General features: G+C 57.3%; 20 protein-coding genes. 9 read left to right on the top strand and 11 right to left on the bottom strand.

Annotated features, from left to right (window positions below; all coding sequences use genetic code 11):
* Window positions 1-5: 5 nt before the first annotated feature.
* Both ppsA and IEX44_RS01695 read left to right on the top strand, forming a co-directional pair.
* Window positions 6-2,423, top strand: coding sequence for a phosphoenolpyruvate synthase (gene ppsA, locus IEX44_RS01700; protein ID WP_188688077.1), 2,418 nt, complete (start codon window positions 6-8; stop codon window positions 2,421-2,423).
* A 199-nt stretch (window positions 2,424-2,622) separates the two neighbouring features.
* A complete protein-coding gene (locus tag IEX44_RS01695) occupies window positions 2,623-3,825 on the top strand; it encodes an aspartate aminotransferase family protein (protein ID WP_188688075.1) in 1,203 nt (400 codons plus the stop codon).
* Window positions 3,826-3,901: 76 nt separating this feature from the next.
* Here the strand turns inward: IEX44_RS01695 and IEX44_RS21355 are convergent, their stop codons facing one another.
* The 3 genes from IEX44_RS21355 to IEX44_RS01680 all read right to left on the bottom strand — a co-directional run bounded on the left by IEX44_RS21355 (window position 3,902) and on the right by IEX44_RS01680 (window position 8,028).
* Window positions 3,902-4,618: an MgtC/SapB family protein gene (locus tag IEX44_RS21355; protein ID WP_188688073.1), complete on the bottom strand. Its 717-nt coding sequence runs from the start codon at window positions 4,616-4,618 to the stop codon at window positions 3,902-3,904.
* 341 nt (window positions 4,619-4,959) lie between these two features.
* Window positions 4,960-6,453 (bottom strand): inorganic phosphate transporter, encoded by a 1,494-nt coding sequence (locus tag IEX44_RS01685; protein ID WP_188688072.1) that lies wholly within the window; start codon window positions 6,451-6,453, stop codon window positions 4,960-4,962.
* 105 nt (window positions 6,454-6,558) lie between these two features.
* Complete coding sequence (locus tag IEX44_RS01680) at window positions 6,559-8,028, bottom strand: protein adenylyltransferase SelO (RefSeq protein WP_188688070.1); 1,470 nt, start codon at window positions 8,026-8,028, stop codon at window positions 6,559-6,561.
* A gap of 238 nt (window positions 8,029-8,266) precedes the next feature.
* Here IEX44_RS01680 and ybaK point away from each other — a divergent pair, with 238 nt between their 5' ends.
* The 3 genes from ybaK to IEX44_RS01665 are packed head-to-tail and all read left to right on the top strand — an operon-like array spanning window position 8,267 to window position 11,197.
* Window positions 8,267-8,764, top strand: coding sequence for a Cys-tRNA(Pro) deacylase (gene ybaK / locus IEX44_RS01675; RefSeq protein WP_188688068.1), 498 nt, complete (start codon window positions 8,267-8,269; stop codon window positions 8,762-8,764).
* 36 nt (window positions 8,765-8,800) lie between these two features.
* Window positions 8,801-9,355, top strand: coding sequence for a cob(I)yrinic acid a,c-diamide adenosyltransferase (locus IEX44_RS01670; RefSeq protein ID WP_188688065.1), 555 nt, complete (start codon window positions 8,801-8,803; stop codon window positions 9,353-9,355).
* Window positions 9,356-9,385: 30 nt separating this feature from the next.
* The gene (locus tag IEX44_RS01665) at window positions 9,386-11,197 is read left to right on the top strand and encodes an ArnT family glycosyltransferase (protein WP_188688063.1); all 1,812 of its coding nucleotides are present in this window, start codon (window positions 9,386-9,388) and stop codon (window positions 11,195-11,197) included.
* A 70-nt stretch (window positions 11,198-11,267) separates the two neighbouring features.
* Here IEX44_RS01665 and IEX44_RS01660 read toward each other — a convergent pair whose 3' ends face one another.
* The 8 genes from IEX44_RS01660 to trxB form a co-directional block, all read right to left on the bottom strand.
* Window positions 11,268-12,311 (bottom strand): bifunctional UDP-4-keto-pentose/UDP-xylose synthase, encoded by a 1,044-nt coding sequence (locus tag IEX44_RS01660; protein WP_188688061.1) that lies wholly within the window; start codon window positions 12,309-12,311, stop codon window positions 11,268-11,270.
* Between the two features lie 82 nt (window positions 12,312-12,393).
* Window positions 12,394-13,311, bottom strand: coding sequence for a formyltransferase (locus tag IEX44_RS01655; protein ID WP_188688059.1), 918 nt, complete (start codon window positions 13,309-13,311; stop codon window positions 12,394-12,396).
* Complete coding sequence (locus IEX44_RS01650) at window positions 13,308-14,252, bottom strand: glycosyltransferase (RefSeq protein ID WP_188688057.1); 945 nt, start codon at window positions 14,250-14,252, stop codon at window positions 13,308-13,310. Before IEX44_RS01650 ends, IEX44_RS01655 begins: the two co-directional genes overlap by 4 nt.
* A 147-nt stretch (window positions 14,253-14,399) precedes the next feature.
* Window positions 14,400-15,527, bottom strand: a complete 1,128-nt coding sequence (locus IEX44_RS01645) for a DegT/DnrJ/EryC1/StrS family aminotransferase (RefSeq protein ID WP_188688055.1) — start codon at window positions 15,525-15,527, stop codon at window positions 14,400-14,402.
* An 8-nt stretch (window positions 15,528-15,535) separates the two neighbouring features.
* Window positions 15,536-15,907 (bottom strand): SMR family transporter, encoded by a 372-nt coding sequence (locus IEX44_RS01640; RefSeq protein ID WP_188688053.1) that lies wholly within the window; start codon window positions 15,905-15,907, stop codon window positions 15,536-15,538.
* The gene (locus IEX44_RS01635) at window positions 15,904-17,547 is read right to left on the bottom strand and encodes a phospholipid carrier-dependent glycosyltransferase (RefSeq protein ID WP_188688051.1); all 1,644 of its coding nucleotides are present in this window, start codon (window positions 17,545-17,547) and stop codon (window positions 15,904-15,906) included. Before IEX44_RS01635 ends, IEX44_RS01640 begins: the two co-directional genes overlap by 4 nt.
* 105 nt (window positions 17,548-17,652) lie before the next feature.
* On the bottom strand, window positions 17,653-18,282 hold the full coding sequence (locus tag IEX44_RS01630) for a Smr/MutS family protein (protein WP_188688049.1): 630 nt from the start codon (window positions 18,280-18,282) through the stop codon (window positions 17,653-17,655).
* Window positions 18,283-18,429: 147 nt separating this feature from the next.
* Entirely contained in the window at window positions 18,430-19,383 is a 954-nt protein-coding gene (gene trxB, locus IEX44_RS01625) for a thioredoxin-disulfide reductase (RefSeq protein WP_188688047.1), read from the bottom strand.
* 260 nt (window positions 19,384-19,643) lie between these two features.
* Here trxB and IEX44_RS01620 point away from each other — a divergent pair, with 260 nt between their 5' ends.
* From IEX44_RS01620 to IEX44_RS01605, 4 genes are all read left to right on the top strand, one after another.
* Entirely contained in the window at window positions 19,644-20,345 is a 702-nt protein-coding gene (locus IEX44_RS01620; protein ID WP_188688045.1) for an ABC transporter permease, read from the top strand.
* On the top strand, window positions 20,333-20,905 hold the full coding sequence (locus IEX44_RS01615; RefSeq protein ID WP_188688043.1) for a hypothetical protein: 573 nt from the start codon (window positions 20,333-20,335) through the stop codon (window positions 20,903-20,905). Before IEX44_RS01620 ends, IEX44_RS01615 begins: the two co-directional genes overlap by 13 nt.
* A 116-nt stretch (window positions 20,906-21,021) precedes the next feature.
* A complete protein-coding gene (locus tag IEX44_RS01610; RefSeq protein WP_188688041.1) occupies window positions 21,022-21,999 on the top strand; it encodes an MlaD family protein in 978 nt (325 codons plus the stop codon).
* A gap of 3 nt (window positions 22,000-22,002) precedes the next feature.
* On the top strand, window positions 22,003-22,827 hold the full coding sequence (locus tag IEX44_RS01605; RefSeq protein ID WP_188688039.1) for an outer membrane protein assembly factor BamD: 825 nt from the start codon (window positions 22,003-22,005) through the stop codon (window positions 22,825-22,827).
* The last annotated feature ends 182 nt before the right edge of the window (window positions 22,828-23,009 follow it).

Here is a 23,009-nt window from a genome sequence, read left to right as displayed (position 1 = left end):
CGCTGATGAACGCCACTCCGAACCACGACGTCACCGCAACCGGCAACGCGCAAGTCATCGACTTTGCACAACTGCGCATGCACCAGGTTGAACAGGTCGGCGGCAAGAACGCATCTCTGGGAGAAATGATTTCCCAATTGGCCGAAAAAGGCGTGCGTGTGCCCGGTGGTTTTGCCACAACGGCTGATGCGTATCGTCAGTTCCTGGCCCATGAAGGTCTGGCCGGCCGGATTGATGCCGCGCTGGATGGCCTGGACGTCGATAACGTTAAAGCCCTGGCGACTGTTGGCAAGCAGATTCGTGAGTGGATTGTCGCCACACCTTTCCCCAAGGCGCTGGAAGACGAAATCGCGGCGCACTACGCAAAACTGGGCAACAACGTCACTGTGGCCGTGCGTTCCTCGGCAACCGCTGAGGATTTGCCGGATGCGTCGTTCGCGGGCCAGCAAGAGACCTTCCTCAACATTCAGGGTTTCGAACACATTCTGCATGCAATCAAGGAAGTGTTCGCCTCGCTCTATAACGATCGGGCGATCTCTTACCGCGTGCACAAGGGCTTTGATCACAAGCTGGTTGCGTTGTCGGCCGGCGTGCAGCGCATGGTGCGCTCTGACAAGGGCGCGGCAGGGGTGATGTTCTCGATCGATACTGAAACCGGTTTCGATCAGGTGGTGTTTGTCACGGCCTCTTATGGCCTGGGCGAGACAGTGGTGCAGGGCGCTGTAAACCCGGATGAGTTCTATGTTCACAAGCCGACACTGCAAGCCGGTCGCCCGGCGATTGTGCGCAAGCATCTGGGTGGCAAGGCGATCAAGATGGAATTCAACACCGAGGCGGTTGCCGGCAAGTCTGTGCGGACCGTTGACGTTGATCCGGCTGAGCGTCGTGCATTCTCTGTGACCGATGCCGAGGTCGAAGAACTGGCCCATTACGCGTTGATCATCGAACAACACTACGGCCGCCCGATGGACATCGAGTGGGGGCGTGATGGCGTGGATGGCAAGCTGTACATCCTGCAGGCGCGTCCGGAAACCGTGAAGTCGCAAGAACAGGCGACGGACAAGTTGACCAAGTTCCGCATGCAGGAACGTAGCAATGTGCTGACCGAAGGTCGCGCTATTGGCCAGAAGATCGGAGCTGGCAAGGTACGTATCGTCCGTGATGTAACCGAGATGGATCGCGTACAGCCGGGTGATATTCTGGTGTCTGACATGACCGACCCGGATTGGGAACCGGTGATGAAGCGCGCAGCGGCGATTGTGACCAATCGAGGCGGTCGTACCTGCCACGCGGCCATCATTGCACGTGAGTTGGGGATTCCGGCGGTGGTGGGCTGCGGTGATGCAACCCAGATTCTGCGCGAAGGCGATGAAGTAACCGTATCGTGTGCAGAGGGCGACAGTGGTTTTGTTTACCAGGGCCTGCTCAAGTTCGAACGCGTGGATGTTTCTCTGGCGCAAATGCCCAAGTCGCCTGTGAAGCTGATGATGAATGTCGGCAACCCGGAACTGGCGTTCGAGTTCTGCCAGTTGCCCAACGAGGGCGTGGGCCTGGCGCGGCTGGAGTTCATCATTAACCGCATGATCGGTGTCCACCCCAAGGCGCTCCTGGCGTACCCCAATCTGGAGCCTGGCCTGAAGGCGCAAGTGGAAGATCGCATTGCCGGCTACCGTTCGGCGGTGGATTTCTACGTCGACAAGATCGCAGAAGGGATCGCCACGCTGGCAGCCGCCTTCTGGCCGCGCAAGGTGATCGTGCGTTTGTCGGACTTCAAGTCCAACGAGTACGCTAACTTGCTGGGTGGCCCGCAATATGAGCCGCATGAAGAAAACCCGATGCTCGGTTTCCGTGGCGCTTCGCGGTATATCGACCCGTCGTTCCGTGATTGCTTCGAGCTGGAATGCCGCGCAACCAAAAAGGTGCGTGACGTGATGGGGCTGACCAACGTCGAGTTGATGATCCCGTTTGTACGCACGTTGGCCGAAGCGGAAAAGGTCATCGAACTGTTGGCAGAAAATGGCCTCAAGCGAGGTGAAAACGGCCTGCGTGTGATCATGATGTGCGAGATCCCGTCCAATGCCGTGCTGGCCGATCGCTTCCTGGATTACTTCGACGGGTTCTCGATTGGCTCCAATGATATGACCCAACTAACGCTGGGGATTGACCGCGATTCCGGCGGCCCGGTGTCAGCTTCGTTTGATGAGCGTAACGAGGCCGTCAAAGCCATGTTGTCGATGGCGATCAAGGCTTGCCGTGCGCGCGGCAAGTACGTGGGCATCTGTGGTCAAGGCCCGTCGGATCACCCCGATCTGGCGCAGTGGCTCGTGGAGCAAGAGATCGAAACCATCTCGCTTAATCCGGATACGGTGATCGAAACCTGGCTGTTGCTCGCGGGTGAAAGCACCACCATCAAATCATCCTGATTCGCAATCAGTCACAAAAAAAACGGAGCCTCCAGGGCTCCGTTTTCATTTGCAGCGCTTACCAGGCGTTCCGTTCGGCGGTGAAACCGGCTCACCTTTTCGCATTTATGGTTTTTGCTTTGCGTCATGACAGTTAGAATGAACGCCAACGGGCGCGATTGGCCCGATCTTTATCCGAATCACGCAAAAAGGAACTGCAATGTCTTTTACCAGAGCCGATTTTGATCAATACATGGTGCCTAATTACTCGCCCGCAGCTTTTGTGCCTGTGCGTGGCGAAGGCAGCCGCGTGTGGGATCAGGCCGGTCGTGAATATATCGACTTTGGTGGCGGCATCGCGGTGAATTCGCTGGGGCATTGCCACCCGGCATTGGTGAAAGCCTTGCATGAACAAGGCAGCAAGCTGTGGCACCTCTCTAATGTATTTACCAACGAACCAGCGCTGGCTTTGGCTAAAAAACTGGTCGACAACACGTTTGCCGAGCGTGTGTTCTTCTGCAACTCCGGGGCGGAAGCCAACGAGGCCGCGCTGAAACTGGCTCGCCGCGCTGCAATCGAACGCTTTGGCGAGCAGAAGAACAAAGTGCTGGCTGCGTATAACTCGTTTCACGGCCGCACCTTCTTCACCGTGTGCGTCGGGGGTCAGACCAAGTATTCCGATGGTTTCGGGCCCAAGCCGGAAGGTATTTTCCACTTCGACTACAACGATCTGGATTCCTTCAAGGCGCTGATCGATGACGACACCGCGTGTGTGATCATCGAGCCGATTCAGGGCGAAGGCGGCGTCACCCCGGCCGACAAGGCGTTCCTGCAAGCCATCCGCGACTTGTGCGACAAGCACAATGCCTTCCTGATTTTTGACGAAGTGCAGAGTGGTAACGGTCGCTCAGGCCAATTGTTTGCCTATCAGCATTACGGTGTAACGCCGGACATCCTCTCTACGGCCAAAGGCCTGGGTGGCGGTTTCCCGATCGGCGCCATGCTGACCACGGAAAACCTGGCCAAGCACCTCGCCGTCGGCACACACGGCACCACATATGGCGGTAATCCGCTGGCATGTGCGGTAGCGGGCGCCGTCATGGATGTCATTACCGACCCGGCAGTGCTCTCTGGCGTTGCAGCCAAAGCAGAACTGGTGCGCAGCAAGCTGACTGAAATTGGGCAGCGTTACCCGATCTTCAAGGAAGTGCGCGGTTTGGGCCTGTTGATTGGTGCCGAGTTGAATGATCAATACAAGGGTCGTGCACGTGATGTGCTGAATCTGTCGGTCGAAGAAGGCGCGATGATTTTGATGGCCGGCCCGGACGTACTGCGCTTTGCGCCTTCGCTGGTCATGCCGGATGCGGACATCGTAGAAGGTCTGGCACGCGTTGAACGCGCGATCGCCCGCGTGGTTGGCTAAGCCGCAGTACCGCTGCACTGTTGTAGAAAAAACCGCCCTTGAGGCGGTTTTTTCTTGTGCGGCACCAGACCAGCGCTCACTCCATGGAACTGGAATTCCAGAAGGCCTGTTTGATGTAGGGCTGATTGGAGAGTTTCTTGGCAATGCGCTCGAGTTCTTCAGAATTGGCTGAGGTCGCCAGCAGCGTGGCGGTCAGTTCGACATCATCGTCACCAAAAGGCTCAATATCCATATCGCTGAGCGGGTAGTGGGCCTGATCAAGTAAGGCATCGATCAGTGCCAGCGCATGTTTTTGCTGATCACCATCAACCACTACATGCAACTGCCAGGTCAGTTCACTGCTGCGATCACTGATCGGCTGACGGTTGATGGCATTGACCAGCGGGCGCAGCAAGGTGTTGGCGGACAACACCAGAATGGCAGTGAGCAGCGCTCCATCAAGTTGTCGCACGCCTGCGGCAGCGCCCACGGCGGCAGAGCCCCATAACGTGGCGGCCGTGTTGAGGCCACGCACATTCAGACCTTCTTTCATGATGGCGCCCGCACCCAGAAAACCGACGCCCGAAACCACGTAGGACGCCACGCGAATGGCCCCATCTGGCCCGCTGATACGAAATGCCATATCGACAAACGCCGCAGAAGCGACGGCGACCAGCGTGTTGGTGCGCAAACCGGCCGTGCGCTGGCGGAACTGACGCTCATATCCGATCACAGTACCAAGGACAAACGCCACAACGAGGGCGACGAGGGACTGGACGAAATGAGCCAGATCAAAGGTGAATACGTTGAACATGCAATCTCCTTGTCATGAGCGGCATTACAGCAACGTGTCATGACGTTGTGACGACAGCGTGCGAGTCGTCGCGGCGGTCTGGGCCGCCAGGATCAGGAATAATCGCAATGCAAGGAGAAGGATAAGCGCGGCTTGCCAGCAAGGACAAACCTTCAAGGACGCACACCATCCCGCCGTTTTGGGCAGGACAATGGCTAAAGGCACGGTCCAGCCGGATCAGCAAACGGGCAAAGCGAAACCGGGTTGTAACTGGATTTCCAAGGGAAGAACCCCGAAAAAGAAAACGGCGCGATGTTAGTTCGCGCCGTTTGATCTGTCAATTTGTGTAATCCACCGCTGAGTTACTGAATGAAGCGACTGGCCAGCCAGAACATCCCTGCGGCCAATGCCATGGCGGCAGGCAGAGTCAGTACCCAGGCCAGCAGAATATTGCGGATGGTCGCACCTTGCAGGCCGCTGCGGTTGGCAAGCATGGTACCCGCAACGCCGGATGACAAAACGTGCGTGGTCGATACAGGCAAACCGAAAATATTGGCGATGCCGATGGAAACCGCGGCGGTAATCTGCGCAGACAAGCCTTGCGCATAGGTCATGCCTTGCTTGCCGATTTTTTCACCCACAGTCTGCACGACGCGGCGCCAGCCAATCATCGTGCCCACGCCCAGTGCCAGCGCCACGGCCAGAATGACCCAGTAAGGCGAGTATTCGGTGGTGCCGGTCAGGTCTTTGCGCAGCCGGCCAAGGTCGGCTTTTTCATCCGAACCGATCGCTTTCATGCTGCCGACTTTCTTGGCGGTATCGTCCAGACACAACAGTGAACGGCGCACACGGTTGCGCGCTTCCGGAGTAATGTCGCGATACGACTGCACGCCGTCCAGCGTGGACAGGAGATCGGCAATCATGGGTTCAGTCAGCGCGGGGTCGCACTTGTAGCGCGGCGGCAACTCGCTGGTCGGAGCCTTACCCAGTGCCAGGTAGTCACTCAGCTTGACCTGTTGTTCATTGACCGTAGCGGCATTGCGTTGATAGAACTGGCGCAGGTGAATGGCGGCGTCACGGGTGTGTTCGATCTGATAGGCCGTGGCATCCAGATCCACCACAAATTTGGCCGGCACGATGCCGATCAGCACCAGCATGATCAGGCCGATGCCTTTCTGACCATCGTTAGAACCATGGGCGAAGCTCACGCCCAATGCAGAGAGGATCAACACCAGGCGGGTCCAGAACGGCGGGTGCTTCTTGCCATCAATGCCTTTGCGTTCTTCCGGCGTCTTGTGCATGCCCGAATCCGGGCGAATCTTCTTCAAAACCAGTAGCAGTGCGCCAGCCAGAACCACACCCACGATAGGCGAGATAATCAATGACATGCCGATTTCGACGGCTTTGCCCCAGTTAATACCGTCTTTGACCGAGGTATGCGTCAACCAGGCATTAGTCAGGCCAACCCCCAGAATGGAGCCGATCAGCGTGTGCGAGCTGGATGCAGGCAAGCCCAGATACCAGGTGCCGAAGTTCCACAAAATGGCGGAAGCCAGCAGCGCGAACACCATGATCAGGCCATGGCTGGTGCTGACATTGATCAGCAAGTCGACGGGAAGCAAGTGAACGATGGCGTAGGCAACACCCAGGCCACCTAGCAATACACCTGCGAAATTGAAAATACCGGACAGAACCACTGCCAGATGCGGCGGCATCGACTTGGTGTAAATCACCGTGGCTACAGCGTTGGCTGTATCGTGAAAACCGTTGATAAATTCGAAAAACAGAACAAACAGAAGCGCCAGCGCAAGACTGACGGCCACATGGAGCGGAATACCGCTGAAAAGATCAGGCATTAGATGGGGATTACCGAGGCAGGATGGGCGGGATTATCCCAGCCCTGAACGGTGACGTAAATCACAATAAGCATGTTTTTTTGACAAGCGTATTACAGCTCAATATCAGGATGAACAAGAAACAGACAAGTCGGCGGCCCAATCGGGCGCTGGCTCGGCATAAGACGCATATTCCGGTCGCTCATTAAATGGTTGAGCCAGGCAGTCAAGGAGCCGTTTTACTTCGGCAAAGTCTCCTTGTTGCGCCATACGGATTGCGGTTTCGGCCAGGTGGTTGCGCAATACGTAGAGCGGGTTGGCCGCGCGCATGCCGGTGGCGACGTCCTCGGGGTTGATGCCCGTTTGCGCACCTGCACGCGTTTGATACGTGACAAGCCAGGCATCAAATGTGTCGCGATCAACAAAGCGATCACGCAAGGGCGTGGTCAACGGGCGGCCATCGTGCACGCTGGCCAGGTCGCGCCAGAAGGTGGTCCAGTCGGTACGGCTGGCGTGCATCAGGTTCAAAAGATCAGTTAGCAATGTCCAGTCTTCATCTTGCCAACTGGTTAGACCCAGCTTGGCCTGGAACTGGCTGGCAAAGGCTTCTTCAAACAATGCCTGGAACCCGTGCAGAGCGGCGATGGCTGCTTCGCGATCCATGAGTGGCAATAAGGCCTGAGCCAGTGCGTTGAGATTCCACAGCGCAACTTGCGGTTGCTGGTTATAGGCGTAACGGCCGCTCTCATCGCTGTGATTGCAGATATGGCGGGCGTTGAAGCCATCCATAAAACCAAATGGACCGTAATCCAGGGTCAGACCCAGGATAGACATGTTGTCTGTGTTCATTACGCCGTGACAAAACCCTACGGCCTGCCATTGGGCGACCATCCTGGCAGTGCGCGCAATGACGGCCTCAAGCAATGCCAAAGCCGGCGAGGGCGCTGTAGCACACTCCGGGTAGAAATGCTGGATGGTCCAGTCAGTCAGTGTGCGCAGATGTTCATGTTCATCGTGATGGCTGTAGTACTCGAAATGGCCAAAGCGCACGAAGGTCGGGGCGACACGTGTCACTACGGCCGCAGTTTCGCGCGTCTCGCGCCAGACTGGTGTGGGAGAGGCCACGAGTGCCAAAGCACGCGTCGTCGGGATGCCCAAACCATGCATGGCTTCTGAACACAGATATTCGCGAATACTGGAACGCAACACTGCACGGCCGTCAGCGTGACGTGACCATGGTGTAGGGCCAGCCCCCTTGAGCTGGATTTCCTGGGTCTGGCCGTGCGCATCGGGGAGTTCGGCGATCAGAATTGCGCGGCCATCGCCCAATTGCGATACATACACGCCAAACTGATGGCCGCAATAAACGCTGGCCAGGGGCAGGCTGTTCTCCAGAATGCGGTTGCCACCCAGATAGTCGTCGATGCCGGCGTGCGCCTGTGCATCAGGATGAAGGTCCAGATCGCGGGCCAGTGCGCTGTTCCATACCACCAGTTGTGGGGTGGTCAACGGGGTGGGTGGCACGTGTGCAAAGAAGCGCGGTGGCAACGTTGCAAAACGGGGCGAGAACGGGGACTCAGCAAAAGCGTAGGGCACAGGTGCAATCCAGACCAATAGGGTCACAATAGTTGAGCGAATCTATCGGGTATTTTATCAGAAACCTCGCATGCAAAGTGCATGAGCCACGGAAGTGTCTGCGCGTATCTGGTGCACAAATCAGACGCAGTGTTCGCTGTCGCGGTAAACTCGCGGGTTATTCCGCATGCCGGATAACTGGTGTTGTTTCGGCAAGTACTGGCGCGTATCAAGCCAGGTAGCAACAAGTGAGGACTGGATGAGCGAAAAAGCCCCCGTCACCGCAGCCATTCGTGTGCTGCGTCAGCATAAGGCTGTGTTTACCGAGCATCTGTACGAGTACGAAGAAAAGGGCGGCACCGCAGTATCTGCACGTGAACTCGGCGTGCCTGAACATGCGGTCGTCAAGACGTTGGTGATGGAAGATGATGACAAGCAGCCGTTAATTGTACTGATGCATGGCGATTGCGAGGTCTCGACCAAGAATCTGGCGCGCCTGTTGCACAAAAAAACCATCCGCCCGTGCGCGCCGGATATCGCCAACAAGCACTCCGGGTACATGGTAGGTGGCACATCGCCATTTGGTACTCGCAAGGCCATGCCGGTTTATATGGAAAAAACCATCATGGATCTGGACCTGATTTATCTCAACGGCGGCAAACGTGGCTTTCTGATCGGGATTGCGCCGCAAACGGCTCACGCCATCCTCAAGCCTGATCTGGTCGAAGTCGCCATCGGCCATGACGAAGCCCCCTGATCCCGCCACAGACCTCGAACACATGGAGCAAGACATATGGGAAACCGCCTGAGCAAGATCACCACCCGTACGGGAGACGACGGCACCACTGGCCTGGGCGATGGCTCACGCGTGGGCAAGGATGACCTGCGTATTCACGCGCTGGGCGAGGTCGACGAGCTGAATTCTCAATTGGGCGTGCTGTTGTGTGAATCGTTGCCAGATGCCCTGCGTGATTGTCTGGTACGGGTGCAACACGATCTGTTCGATCTGGGTGGCGAGTTGTGTATTCCCGGCCACACGGCCATCACGCAAACCCAGTTATTGCGTCTTGATGAAGCAATAGCCGGCTTTAACGATGAACTGCCCCCCCTCAAGGAATTCATCTTGCCGGGTGGTACCCGCGCTGCGGCACTGCTGCACGTGGGCCGCTGCGTGGCGCGCCGGGCAGAGCGCAGTCTGGTTTGCCTGCGTAAAGAACAGCATGTCGCAGATGCCGCCGTGCAGTACCTCAATCGTCTTTCTGATCTGTTGTTTGTGCTGGCGCGTGTTGCCAACCGGGCACAAGGTCAGGGTGATGTGCTCTGGCAACCGGGCTTAAACGCCCAATAACTCATCTTTTTGCCGAGTGGCGTATCCATCTTGATTGCACCGGGCTTGCGGGCCCGGTTTACCTGTTTTGTCATCGAACGCATGCGCAGCCTGAATTTATCGTCTTCGTCCCGTGGTAGTAGCGATCTGCCACACCGTCTGCCCGTCATTCCAGGCTGGTTGTTCCTGATTCTGGTGTTGGCCTGGCTGCTGCCAGGCTTGATCGGGCATGAACCCTGGAAGCCGGATGAGGCTTACACCTTTGGCCTTATCGAACACATTGCCAAAACCGGCGACTGGGTGGTGCCGACCCTGGCCGGCGAGCCTTTCATGGAAAAGCCGCCGATCTTCTTCATCAGCGCCGCTTGGGTCCTGCAGGGGTTTGGCGGCGCGTTCAGTGCACCCGATGCAGCACGCCTGACTGCTGGTTTCTGGATGCTGCTGGCCATGCTGGGCACTGCGCTGGCTGCATGGCGTATTTATGGCAAAGGTACCGGCCGCTGGGCGGTGCTGTTGTTATTGGGCTGCCTGGGCTTGCCTTTGCGGGCCCATCAGATGCTGACTGATCTGGCCCTGCTGGCAGGGATCGCCTGGGGAATCTGCGGGTTGACCTGGGCCCCTGTACGACCACTTGCCGGCGGCGTCATGCTGGGTCTTGGCGGGATGGTCGCTTTTCTGGCCAAAGGATTGCTGGGTCCTGGGTGTCTTGGGTTAACCGCCATATTGCTGCCCGTGTTCTTGCCGTCTTACCGCTCTGGTCGATACGCGCTGGCTTTTGTGATCGCGCTGGTGGTGGGTTCGCCTTTGCCCGTGTTGTGGATGAATCAGCTCTATGCACGTGATCCGGGCTTGTTCCAGCTTTGGTTCAACACCAACAATTTTGGCCGTTTCAATGGCACGGCACACCTGGGCCCGGCAGCGACGCATTTTTTCTATCTGAAAACACTGCCCTGGTATGCTTTCCCGGCCTGGCCCCTGGCTGTTTGGGGTTTATGGCGGGCTTGGCGCGGGCAAATACAACTTTCACTTACTGCCATTGCGCCAGCGTTGTTGTTTTTTGCAATCAACAGTCTGGTACTGGTGCTGGCCGCGGACGCACGCGAGCTCTACGCCATGCCACTATTGGCACCCACGGTGCTGATTGCGGTATCAGGGTTGGTGATGTATCGGGAAGGCTCACCCGGTTGGGCCCGTTTATCAACACTGGTTATGGTGCTGGCTGCGTTGCTGCTGACCTGTGCCGTGGTCAGCGGCTACGCCCTGGCGACGGGTACACCGCAAGCTGTTGAAGCCTTGCTCACGCGCAGAGTCTTTGCTGGCTGGACGCCGGCCTGGTTCCCTGGTCACTGGCTTGCTTGCGGTGTGATTGTGATTCTGGTGCTGCTGTTGTGGCCGCGCGTACCGCGCAACACACCAGCCGGCTTTGCCTGGCGCTGGATGCTCCTGATTACGCTGACGTGGGGCGCCATCGCGACTTTGTGGTTGCCCGCGCTGGATTTCGGTATGCGTTACAGGGAGGTGTTTGTTGCCCTCAAACCCGCGCTGGATAAACCCGCAGCACAGAATGAATGCATCGCCAGCGCCTGGCTGGGTGAACCACAGCGCGCTTTGCTGGATTACTACGATGGTGTGCGCACGCGACGCCTGGAAACCATGCAGGAGGCCCGGTCTTGCCGTTGGTTACTGGTACAAAGCCGCGGAGGCCAGTTGCCAGTTCTGGTCAATGGCATGCAACCCGTGGCGGTTAGCCATCGTCCGGGCGACAACACAGAGCGCTACATGCTGTATCAGCTGCAGCAAGATGTGCACGCACTTTGGCCGGCGTCCGATCCCTTTCCGGGAGCAATCAGGGCAGCTCACTGACTGAAACGGTAGACAATAAAAAACGGGAGGCTAGCCTCCCGTTTTTTATTGTCTTGCAGCAAGCTGGCGATTAATCCACCAGTTCGCGCGCAGCGCCAACTTGATCCTTGTACGCATCAAAAATACCCTTGAGTGCGTCGGCCATGCTGGTGTTGGGCGCCCAGTTCAGGTCAGCCTTGGTATTATCGATCTTCGGCACGCGGTTTTGTACGTCTTGATAACCCTTGCCGTAGTACTCGCCCGATGTCGTTTCAACCACTTGAACCTTGGCCACGCCATCAGCGTATTCCGGATATTTTTTGGCCAGTTCGATCATCATCGATGCCAGATCGCGGATGGAGTAGTTGTTGACCGGGTTGCCGATGTTGTAGATCTGGCCCGATGCCTTGCCATCCTTGTTCTCAATGATCTTCATCAGTGCATCAATGCCATCATCAATGTACGTGAACGCACGTTTCTGATGACCGCCATCGACCAGCTTGATGGTCTCGCCACGTGCAATATGACCCAGGAACTGGGTAATCACGCGGCTGGAGCCTTCTTTCGGGGTGTGGATGTTGTCCAGACCCGCGCCGATCCAGTTGAACGGACGGAACAGTGTGTAGTTCAGACCTTGTTCCATGCCATAGGCGTGGATCACGCGATCCATCAACTGCTTGGAGCAAGAGTAAATCCAGCGCGGCTTGTTGATCGGACCACAGATCAGTTCGGAGTTTTCCGGATCGAATTCATCGTCGTGGCACATGCCGTAGACTTCAGAAGTGGACGGGAACACCAGATGCTTCTTGTATTGCAGTGCCTGACGCACGATCGGCAGGTTGGCTTCGAAGTCGAGTTCGAACACGCGCAGCGGGTTGTTCACGTAGGTGGACGGTGTGGCAATTGCCACCAGCGGCAGCACTACGTCACACTTCTTCACGTGATATTCGATCCATTCCTTGTTGATGGTGATGTCACCTTCAAAGAAGTGGAAACGCTTGTGATCCAGGAATTCACTGATCTTGTCAGTGAACATATCCATACCGAACACTTCCCAGTCGGTAGTCTCCAGAATGCGCTTGGTCAGGTGGTGGCCGATAAAACCGTTCACGCCCAGAATCAGCACTTTTTTCATCTTCTTTGTCCTTCTCAGGTGTAACCAACAAATTAAAAATCGGGGCCGGCATTGATGCGCCCGCCGCTCAGCGCAATGCGCTTTAAACCAGTTGTAGTGTCTGACCAGGTAAACGCGTCAGAATCTCTACGGTGAGTGCCTGGCCTGCCAGTTCGGCATCCAGAATGCGCAACACACTGCCATCAGCAGTGCGAGCAAACAACTTGCCATCCTCGGCAAAGAGCGCGGCCTGGCCTGGTGTTCCGGTAGCCACTGCCACGCGTGAGCGCCAAAGAATCAGTCGGCCATGCGGCGTATCAGTAAAGGCGCCAGGGTAGGGCCGGGTCACGGCGCGGACCAGATTATGAACCTGCGTGGCCGACTGTTGCCAGTCGATGCGACCATCTTCTGCCTTGCGACCCCCAAAATAGCCGCCCTGGCTGAGGTCTTGTGGCTTGAAAACGGCGGTGCCGGCCAGCAAGCTGGGCAGCACTTCATACAAGCACTGTTCAGCTGCCACCGTCACTTTGACAAAGACCTCTTCCGCGGTGTCGTCTGGCAGGATAGGCACGGCTTGTTGCGCAACCAGCGGGCCGTTATCGGGCTTGACGTTCATTACGTGCAAGGTGGCACCGGCTTCGGTTTCGCCTTTGATAATGGCCCAGTTGACTGGCACGCGACCACGATATTTAGGCAGTAACGAGCCGTGCATGTTAAACGCACCGCGGCTGACTGATTCCAGCAACGGACCCTTGAGCATATGGCGGTAGTAGAAACTGAACAGGAAATCGGCGTTGAGCGCTGCGACCTGTTGCTCTACTTCGGGCGTGTTGGGGTTCTCTGGCGTGATGTACGGAATATCGTACTCACGGCAAACCTGCGCGACTGAACCAAACCAGATGTTTTCGTTCGGGTTGTCTTCGTGCGTGACCACCAGCGCGACCTCAACGCCGCGCGCCAGAAGGGTCTTCAGGCAACGGACGCCGACGTTGTGATAGGCGAAAACAACGGCCCGATTCATACCTCGTCCTTTTTTTCCAGAATCGCGCTGATCAGGTAACGCGGACGCTGACGGACTTCATGGTAAATCCGGCCGATATACTCGCCCAGAATACCGATACCGAACAGTGTGATGCCGATCAGGAAGAAGGCAATCGCAAACAGCGTGAACAGGCCGCCGACTTCCGGGCCGACAAAAATGCGGCGACCAATCAGCACCAGCACCAACAGGGCCGAGAAGAAGGAAATCACCATGCCCAGCATGGAGAACGCCTGCAGCGGCACAATCGAGAAACCCGTCATCAAATCAAAATTCAGACGAATCAGGCTATAGAGCGAATATTTGGATTCGCCGGCATGGCGTTCTTCGTGACCCACAACAACTTCAGTCGGGTTCTGCGAGAACGAATACGCCAGCGCCGGAATGAATGTATGCATTTCGGCGCACTGATTGATGAGATCAATGATGCGGCGGTCATAGGCACGCAGCATGCAGCCCTGGTCTGTCATCTTGATTTTGGTAAGTTTCTCACGCAGGTGATTCATGGCGCGGCTGGCGACGTGCCGCCAAATCGAGTCATTGCGCTGGCGGCGGATAGAACCCACGTAATCGTGGCCTTTGTCCATTTCAGCCAGCAGTGTGCGGACGTCTTCCGGCGGGTTTTGCAGGTCGGCATCCATGGTGACGATTCGCAAACCGTTTGCGTTTTCAAACCCGGCCAGAATGGCGCGATGTTGACCAAAGTTGCCATTCAGCAAAATCACGCGGGTGACATCCGGGCGCTTTTCAAATTGCGCGGCCAGCATACCGGCGGAGCGATCGCGACTGCCATCGTTCACAAACAGGATTTCATAACTTTTACCCAGCGCATCCAGCGCGGGGTAGAGCCGGTCGAAGAGGGCCTGCAGGCCCGCTTCTTCGTTGTAGACAGGAATAACGACCGTAACTTCAGGTTGGCTCATAAGGTATTGGCTATCGTTGTAAGTGGAAGTGGCCAGGGCGGCATGGCCTGTTTCCGGTTAATTGTTAATCTTTAATTGTATTTAGTGATGTCGCTGCATCACGGATTTACATGCGCTGACTGATCTTTGCGCCGCCGGGCGCGACATTCAGCCTTTCAGTACCGGCTTGAGCACCTTGCCCAATGCCGCGCAAACGCGATCCACATCTTCGTCTTTCATGGCCGGGAACAGCGGCAGGCTAACCGTCGAGGCACCGATGTGTTCGGCGTGCGGATACATGCCTTCTTTGTAGCCGCGTTCACGGTACAAGGTAAACAAGTGCAGCGCCGGGTAGTGAATGCCTACGCCGATGCCTTCTTCTTTCATGCGATCAATAAACTCAGCGCGACCGATGCTCATGTTTTTCAGCGGCAACAGCGGCTGGAACATGTGCCAGTTGCTGTCATCCGACTCTGGCGGCAGCGCCAGACCCAGCGCAGGGTCAATCAGTTTGAAATAACGCTTGGCCAGTTCGGCGCGGCGGGCGTTGAACTCATCCAGCTTCTTCAGTTGCCCCAGACCGACGGCTGCAGAGACATCAGTCAGATTGTATTTGCCACCAGGCAGGTCGCAATCCATGGTGCCATCCGGGAACCGCGTCACCCCCTGCAGGCGCCATTTCACAAATTCACGTGCTTCCTCATCCGTATTCATGACCAGCGCACCCCCTTCGGTGGTGGTCATGTTCTTGTTCGGGTGAAAGGACACCGAGCACAGGTCGCCAAAGCTGCCGACACGACGACCGCCCCAGGTGGAGCCTTGTGACTGGGCGGCGTCTTCCAGTACGCGCAGGTTGTGCTTTTTGGCGATTTCGTAAAGACGGTCGCGGTCCACGGGCAGGCCGGCCAGATCCACTGGCAAGATGGCCTTGGTGCGCGGGGTGATCGCAGCTTCCACCTTGTCCAGGTCGATATTACGGGTGCGCGGGTCGACATCAACCAGTACCGGCATGGCGCCAGCATTAATAATGATGTTGGTGGTGGCAACCCAGGTCATCGGAGTGGTAATCACTTCATCACCTGCACCGATTTTCATCAGTCGCAGGGCGATTTCCATCGCACCAGTGGCCGAGTTGACCACACGCACCGGCCGGCCACCAAAGTAGGCCGACAACCCGGCTTCCAGCGCCTGTACCTTCGGACCGCTGGTAATCCAGCCACTGCGCAGCACATTGGCGACGTCAGCAATGGTTTCTTCGTCGATCGACGGGCGGGTAAACGGCAGAAAATCAGTCATGGGAAAACTTAACTCCGGGCAATCAGGAAAACGCCAACAATGATGACGCCGATGCCAGCAATACGCTGGGCGGTCAGGGCCTCGCCAAATAACTGCCAGGCCAGCACGGCGTTGACAACGTAGCCGATCGACAACATCGGATAGGCTACGCTGACCTCAACCCGCGACAGGGCCATGATCCAGACCACCACACTGATCACGTAGCAGGACAAACCCGTGATGATGTAGGGGTTGGTCGCCAGTTGCCAGCCGATAGGGACCGCGTTGGCGGCAGAAAACTCGAAGTGGCCAATGGTGCGAACACCGGCCTTGAGTGCAAGTTGGGCACCTGCGTTAAGCAGCACGCCAATCAGGATCAATACGAATTCAAGTGCTTTCATGGTCGGGCGATCACTAGGCGACGCGGGTCGCTGGTAATAATGGTCATGGATAAATTCAGTTTTTGCAGCTTTTCATACGTGGTGCGGGTCACCACCGCCATTGGTGCCTGGTCAGACTGCCAGCGGCGGACAAATTCATCCATATGAATGAGTTTGTCTGGCTCTGCTTTCTGGCCCGTTTCGAATTCATCCACGTAATCAACAAACTGCAAAGTGCGTTTCAGATAGAACGGCAGGCTCTGATCGTAATACTCCACGGCGTACAGTGTGGTGCTTGGGGTGATGTGCGGCTTCATGGCCTCGACCAGGTAATAGCTCGAGTTGGTGACCGCAAACGATTCATGACCCAGCATCGGAATCTGAAAGCCGATCGCGCTGCCGATGACCGTCGCCGCAATGGCCGCACATTTGTTGTTACGGCTGGCCAGTATCCAGGTCATGACCCCGGTTGCCAGTAGCACGATGCCCGTTGCAATCAGCCAGTACGAATAGATGTGGTTGATCTCCTGGGGGGTGCGCTCACTGCCGGTCTGACCAAAGAAATGTGCACCGATGATCACTGCCAGACCCAGGATGCTGACCCAACCCAGATGCCAGCGCAGCGCACGGGCAGAGACCTTGTCCAGTACCTGGGCTGCCAGCATCGCCAGTGCCGGGAAGATCGGCAGGATGTAGGACGGCAGCTTGGAGTCTGACTTGGAGAAAAACGCGAAAATGAAGACCGCCCAGATCAACAAGAACCGGTTGGCCTGAAAACGTTCGTGCTCCACTTTCTGCCAACCCAGCTTCAATGCTTGCGGCAACAGGGAGGTCCACGGCAGCATGCCCGCAATCAGAATCGGGATGAAATACCAGATCGGGCCAAGACGATTGTGTTCAGTCGTCGTAAAGCGCTGGAAGTGCTCGTGGACAAAGAAAAACCACAGGAACTCAGAGTTGGCACGGGAAACAAACCAGAACCACGGCACGGTTACGGCCAACATGACCAGCAAACCCTTACCGATATGTAGCCGCAGCCACAGACGGGCATCACGCTGGATGATCGAGTAGAGCACCAGTACCGCGCCGGGCAGTACGATACCGATAAGGCCTTTGGACAGAATGGCCAGACCCATGGCTGCCCAGCAGGCCACCATCCAGTTCCGGTTTTCATCTTCGGTAGCACCTTGGCGCTGCGCCAGCATAAAGGCGCCCATGCCGACGGACATGAAAAAGCTGACCCCCATGTCCAGCGTCAGAAAGTGGCCGTTGGCCATCCACCACACACAGGTGGCCAGGATGCTGCCAGTGAGCCACGCGACGCGATCACCCCAGAAACGGCGCGACACAAAGAACGCAAAGAGAACGCCCAGAAAACCGGTCAGGCCGGGCCAGAGGCGGGCGGCAAATTCAGATTCGCCCAGCAGCTTGAAGCTGGCAGCCGTGGCCCAGTATTGCAGTGCCGGTTTTTCAAAATACTTGATGCCATTGAGGCGGGGCGTGACCCAGTCGCCAGACACCGCCATCTCGCGGCCGATCTCGGCGTAACGTCCTTCATCCGGCGTAATGACCTTGCGGTAGCCCAGCGTGCCGAACCAAAGAACCGCAAACAGCACGACGATCAGTACCCGGAATCCCGGGCGGGAAAAGAAGGCGTTCATCGGACCACGCTAATGTGAAAACGCGGCATTGTACCTGAATGGCCGCGTGCAGGGCTTAGGGCAAGCTTAAGCCGCCTGTTACAGACTTTTACAAGGCGAGGGCGCTTACTTTTCGCGCCAGCCTTTGAGGAGAACCAGCACTGCACCCGCACCACCATCCACCGGCCGCGCCTGGCTGAAACCAAGTACCTCGTCGCGCTGGGCCAACCAGTTCTTCAGTTTGAGCTTGAGTACGGGCTCACGGTTTTTTGAGCCTAAACCCTTGCCATGAATAATACGCACACAACGCTTGTTGGTGCGGCGGCATTGCAGCAGAAACTCAGCGACCGCCAGCCGGGCGGTATCAGAGTTGTGTCCATGCAGATCCAGCTGAGCTTGAACCACCCATTCACCGCGTCGCAGCTTGCGCAGGGTTTCCAGCTTCAGGCCGGGCCGAATAAACAGCAATTCCTCGCCGCTTTCCAGTTCATCCCATGGCCACAGGTCGGTCATGGCCTCAGCCATCACGGCGGCTTCGTCTTTTTCCCGCTGACGCGGCCATGGACTGGGTTTGGCGCGCGGATGTTCTACCAGTGCAGGGCGGTAAAGTGGCACCACACCTTTGGTTGCGGCAAGGAAAAGTTCATGGTCGGTGGGTTCCGGCGGTTTGACCGGTATTGGCTTTGGTGTAGCGGCTGCAGCCTGTTTGAGCGTCTTTTTGATCTCTTTGAGGCGCTGTTTCGGATCGGAACTCATGGCGCAGGAATAAAACGGGAATGCGCCGAACATACCACGGCAGGGCGGGCCGATCTATCCAGCATCGAACTCATGCGTGCGCAAAGCGCATCAATGAAAAAAGCCGCATCGAAGCGATGCGGCTTTTGCGTTTTGAACCTGTGCGACTTAACGCAGGGTTTCCAGATAGCGGTCCGCATCCAGCGCGGCCTGACAACCGCTGGCGGCGGAAGTCACTGCCTGGCGGTAGATATGGTCTTGCACGTCACCCGCTGCGAATACACCCGGCACGCTGGTGGCAGTGGCGTTGCCATCGCGGCCACCCTTGGTGATCAGGTAGCCGGTGCTGTCCATTTCCAGCTGACCCTTGAAGATGTCCGTGTTCGGCTTGTGGCCGATGGCGATAAACACGCCAGCCAGTTCGACATTCTTCGTGCTGCCATCTTGGGCCGATTTCAGGCGCACACCGGTCACGCCCGTGTTGTCGCCCAGTACTTCGTCCAGCGTTTGATGGGTTTCCAGCGAAATCTTGCCTTCAGCAACCTTGGCCATCAGGTGATCGACCAGAATTTTTTCTGCGCGGAATGTGTCGCGACGGTGAATCAATGTCACGTGCGCGGCGATGTTGGCCAGATAGAGCGCTTCCTCAACGGCGGTATTGCCGCCGCCCACCACGGCCACACGCTGGCCACGGTAGAAGAAGCCATCACATGTGGCACATGCTGAAACACCCTTGCCGGCAAAGGCTTCTTCGCTCGGCAGGCCCAGGTATTGAGCGGATGCGCCGGTTGCAATAATCAGCGCGTCGCAGGTGTACTCGCCAGAGTCGCCCACAAGGCGAATCGGCTTTTCATTCAGGTGCGTGGTGTGGATATGGTCAAACAGGATTTCGGTGCCAAAGCGCTCTGCATGCTTTTGGAAGCGCACCATCAGTTCCGGACCTTGCACGCCATCGGCGTCAGCGGGCCAGTTGTCCACTTCGGTCGTGGTGGTGAGTTGGCCGCCCTGAGCCAGGCCGGTGATCAGTACTGGCTTGAGGTTGGCACGGGCGGCATATACGGCAGCCGTGTAGCCGGCCGGGCCGGAACCCAGAATCAGCAGATTGGAGTGCTTTGTGGACATTGGCGTTTTCCTGTGTAAATAAGGCTGCAATCTTGGCCGTTAGTCTAATTCATTCGGCAGGAGCGATCTAATCGAAATTGACTATGATCTCGATTGGCGCGCCGCAAACCCGAGGTGGCTTGATTGGCCTGGCCGGCAATAAAAATCAACTTGGGGCTGACTGTCAGCTTTTCCAGTACTGCATGTCTACTGCGCTTTGTGACAAGCTACAAAGGCAAGTTATAGTGTTCGCTGTCTTTCCTGAGGCCTTTCCCTGTCGCATGTTGCGCCGCCTGTTCTCTCCCTTGCTTGATCCCTTGTCCGGCCTGCGGCACGCACCGGCGCGCCGCGTATTGCTCAAGCAGATTTACTTTACCGGCAACGAAGCGGCGCTTCTGGTGTTGCTGGTGGGGTTTGCGCTGGGCGGCATAGTCGTGGCTATGCTGCACGGCCAGTACGGCCAGAGTCAGGAGGCCGCCTTGCGCCTGCTGGCCTCTTTGGGCTTCAAGGAAATCAGCCCTTTGCTGGCGGCGATTATCCTGGTGGCGCGTTCTTCTTCGGCGGTGGCCAGTGAGTTGGCGACCATGCAAGTGCATGGCGAAATCCGCTCGTTGTATCGCATGGGTATTCCGCTTGGGGCATATCTGATCATGCCGCGCGTATTGGGGATGACCATCGCATGTATTGGTCTGTCTTTTTATCTGGCTGTGGCGGCTCAATTGGGCGGTGCCATGCTGGGGGCCGGTGCGGAAGTGACCTACCAGGTGATCGAGTTCGATCGCATGTTGACGCTCGAGCAGGTACTGACCTGCATGGCCAAGGCGGCGCTCTTTGGGATGGGAACCAGTTTGCTGGCTTGCCATGTAGGTCTGCGCGTAGGCCCTTACGTGACAGATATTCCCAAGGCTTCATCGCGCGCTGTGGTGCGGGGTCTTAGCGCCATTTTTGTTCTCGATTTCATGTGGTCGCTATGGTTGTCCTGAAGCTGGCAGATGGCATTGAGCAAGCACTGGAGCCCGGTCAGCGTTACTGGCTGGTGTGCGGGCATGAGCAGCAAATGCAGCAACGCTTCGATGCCTGTGCCGAAGTGCTCAATGCGCTGGCGCCGGGTGCAGTTGGCGCGCTGGAAGGCGCCGGCGGATTGTTGAGCAATCTGCGTGTGTGGGAAAACATGATCTTGCCCGTGTGGTACCACCAGCCCCAGTCGATGGCGCAACTGGAGTCGCGCTTTGAAGCGGTGTTTGGGCAGCTAGGTCTGGAAGGGGATGCGTTGAAGCGTCTGGCTGCTGCATTGCCGCCAGGACTGGACCGCGAGCGCAAGCGGCAACTGGTGCTGGTGCGGGCTTATGTGCAACAGGCCAGGTTCTTGCTGGCTGATCAGGACTGGTATGACTGGATTACCCATGCTGCGCCCCATGCCTGCCAGGAAGTGTTTGCGCACCTCGCGCAGTCGGCGCCTTTGGTGGTGGTGGGTGTTGGTGCACCCGCGCTTTCAATGCAATTGCAGGAAATCATCCCGATGCCACAAACGGCAGCGTACTAACCCCGGCATGGGCACATACAGGCCCGCTGGTGGATATACGGATATATATAAGTCGAAGATAAAACGGTCCGTCCCTTTCGGGCGGCAGAACCGCAGTTTTGATTGCTGGACACAGGATGCCCATTAAATATCTCAAAGACACCGACGCACGCTTTCAGTGGCTGGGCTGGCGGGTGGGTGTTTTTATTGCCGCTGGTTTTTTGTGCTTTGTTGCGTTGGTGGTGTTGCTGGCGATTCGCCAGGGTTATTTCACGCCCAAAACCCGCCTTTCTTTTGTGGCAGAAAGCGGTAATAGCATGAGCACTGGCATGCAAGTGCGTTTTTCGGGCTTCAAGATCGGTGTTGTTGATCGTGTGGCGTTGAACGACCAGGCCAAGGTGGATGTCGAGTTGCTGGTGGAAAACCGCTATCTCAAGTGGGTCAAGCCTGATTCGGTCGCGTTGCTGCAGCAGGATGGGTTTCTGGGCGATCACTACATCGAAATCGCTGGCGGTACCGCGACCGCATTACCGATCCAGGAGGGTGGCAAGCTGGTATTTGCACCAGCGATGGGTTTGTCTGAAATCGCCGCTGACCTGCGCCAGCGCACCATTCCAGTGATTGACTCCATTCACGACACGCTGGAATACCTGAACGACCCAAAGGGCGATGTGCGGGCAACGGTTGCCAATCTGAACCAGTTTAGTGCCGAATTGCGCGATACCCGCAAGACGCTGGATCAAGTCCTGCAGCATCTGGATCAGGTGGCAGCCAAAGATTTGCCCGCCACGCTGGACCAGGCCACTCAGGCTGCCCGTCGTGCTGATCAGGTGCTGGCGCAGGCAGATCGCGCAGCATCAGAGGTGGCGACACATCTACCGGTGATTCTCGAGAACACCAGTCGCACGGCCAGTGAAGCGGCGGCCCTGGCGACGACGGCGCGCAAGGCGGTGGACGGGGTGGCGCCGCAGCTGCCCTCCATCGTGCGTAATACCGGCGACCTTGTACAGGGTGGTAATGAACTGGTGACTGGTGCTCAGCGCAGTTGGCCGTTTCGCAACTGGGTGAGCGCGCCAGATGCCTCGGCACCTGTGCCGGAAAGTCGGGGGGAGTGAGTCATGCGCCATTTTTTGACCGACATCGCGGCCAGCACGGTGCTTGTCTTCTTGCTGACCGCATGTGGTTCTGCTGCTGCTCCGCAAACACCCGCTTCAGTTCTGGCCACACAGGCGCATGAGGCGATGGTGAGCGCCCATCGAGCCAGCCAACAACAACGTTGGGAGGATGCCGCAGCGCAATGGCAAATGGCGTTGAGGTTATTTCAGGCCATGGATGACTGGGATGGGCAAGGAGAGGCCCGGCTGGGGTTGGCCTACGCACAGTCAAAAATGCACCAGTCCGCAGCGGCAGCAAAGACGCTCGCTCCCATGGATTCGAGCTTGTTCAGGCCCGCGCAGCGCGGGCAGGCCAGCTATCAACTTGCATTACTCGCCATGCCGGACACGCATGCGGCTACCGCAGCACTGCAGCGGGCTCGTTCTGTTTGTGGCGTTGATTGTGCCATTACGCCGCAACTGGATAACCTGACTGCGCGTATCTACTTGCAAGAAGGCGATGCTTCAAGTGCGTTGGCGCTTGCCAACGGTGTGCTCGCCAAAGGCGAGGGAGTGCCGGCCGTTGAACGTGCTCATGCCTTGCGTCTGATCGCGCAGATCCAGTTGCAACAAAATCGGCCCGCGGCGGGCTGGCAGTCCCTGCAGCAAGGGATTGCACTGGATCGGGTACTAGCCAATCCAGTCTGGCTGGCCGATGACTTTGCCTTGCAACTTGCGCTGGCAGAGGCTTTGTCTGATCAGGTGCTCGGCCAGGATGCCCGCGTGCGTTTACGCAGTGTCTGTGAGGCGGTCTCTGCACCCGCTTGTGAGGCGGCATCGGCCCGTTGAATCGGCTTTGGCATTTAGTGGTGCCGGGTGGCTTGAGCCGGTTGGCACAATCAGGCTATAATCTTGCGCTTTCGCATTTCGCGGAAATCTTCCCGGTCCGCCATTAAGGGTGCGCCACATGGAGTCAACGATTTAAAGTGACTCTGGCGTGCAACGCGGACGGTAGGCCATAACCCTTATCG

Origin of the sequence: Silvimonas amylolytica (genome assembly GCF_014645555.1) — a bacterium.
Taxonomy (GTDB): domain Bacteria; phylum Pseudomonadota; class Gammaproteobacteria; order Burkholderiales; family Chitinibacteraceae; genus Silvimonas; species Silvimonas amylolytica.
This window is presented reverse-complemented; position numbering and strand designations above follow the sequence as displayed.

Excerpts from the sequence above, each read along its gene's own strand:
- ppsA (WP_188688077.1), top strand. The coding sequence starts at position 6 with ATGAACGCCACTCCGAACCACGACGTCACCGCAACCGGCAACGCGCAA.
- IEX44_RS01695 (WP_188688075.1), top strand. The coding sequence starts at position 2,623 with ATGTCTTTTACCAGAGCCGATTTTGATCAATACATGGTGCCTAATTAC.
- IEX44_RS21355 (WP_188688073.1), bottom strand. The coding sequence starts at position 4,618 with ATGTTCAACGTATTCACCTTTGATCTGGCTCATTTCGTCCAGTCCCTC.
- IEX44_RS01685 (WP_188688072.1), bottom strand. The coding sequence starts at position 6,453 with ATGCCTGATCTTTTCAGCGGTATTCCGCTCCATGTGGCCGTCAGTCTT.
- ybaK (WP_188688068.1), top strand. The coding sequence starts at position 8,267 with ATGAGCGAAAAAGCCCCCGTCACCGCAGCCATTCGTGTGCTGCGTCAG.
- IEX44_RS01670 (WP_188688065.1), top strand. The coding sequence starts at position 8,801 with ATGGGAAACCGCCTGAGCAAGATCACCACCCGTACGGGAGACGACGGC.
- IEX44_RS01660 (WP_188688061.1), bottom strand. The coding sequence starts at position 12,311 with ATGAAAAAAGTGCTGATTCTGGGCGTGAACGGTTTTATCGGCCACCAC.
- IEX44_RS01655 (WP_188688059.1), bottom strand. The coding sequence starts at position 13,311 with ATGAATCGGGCCGTTGTTTTCGCCTATCACAACGTCGGCGTCCGTTGC.
- IEX44_RS01650 (WP_188688057.1), bottom strand. The coding sequence starts at position 14,252 with ATGAGCCAACCTGAAGTTACGGTCGTTATTCCTGTCTACAACGAAGAA.
- IEX44_RS01645 (WP_188688055.1), bottom strand. The coding sequence starts at position 15,527 with ATGACTGATTTTCTGCCGTTTACCCGCCCGTCGATCGACGAAGAAACC.
- IEX44_RS01640 (WP_188688053.1), bottom strand. The coding sequence starts at position 15,907 with ATGAAAGCACTTGAATTCGTATTGATCCTGATTGGCGTGCTGCTTAAC.
- IEX44_RS01635 (WP_188688051.1), bottom strand. The coding sequence starts at position 17,547 with ATGAACGCCTTCTTTTCCCGCCCGGGATTCCGGGTACTGATCGTCGTG.
- IEX44_RS01630 (WP_188688049.1), bottom strand. The coding sequence starts at position 18,282 with ATGAGTTCCGATCCGAAACAGCGCCTCAAAGAGATCAAAAAGACGCTC.
- trxB (WP_188688047.1), bottom strand. The coding sequence starts at position 19,383 with ATGTCCACAAAGCACTCCAATCTGCTGATTCTGGGTTCCGGCCCGGCC.
- IEX44_RS01620 (WP_188688045.1), top strand. The coding sequence starts at position 19,644 with ATGTTGCGCCGCCTGTTCTCTCCCTTGCTTGATCCCTTGTCCGGCCTG.
- IEX44_RS01615 (WP_188688043.1), top strand. The coding sequence starts at position 20,333 with ATGGTTGTCCTGAAGCTGGCAGATGGCATTGAGCAAGCACTGGAGCCC.
- IEX44_RS01610 (WP_188688041.1), top strand. The coding sequence starts at position 21,022 with ATGCCCATTAAATATCTCAAAGACACCGACGCACGCTTTCAGTGGCTG.
- IEX44_RS01605 (WP_188688039.1), top strand. The coding sequence starts at position 22,003 with ATGCGCCATTTTTTGACCGACATCGCGGCCAGCACGGTGCTTGTCTTC.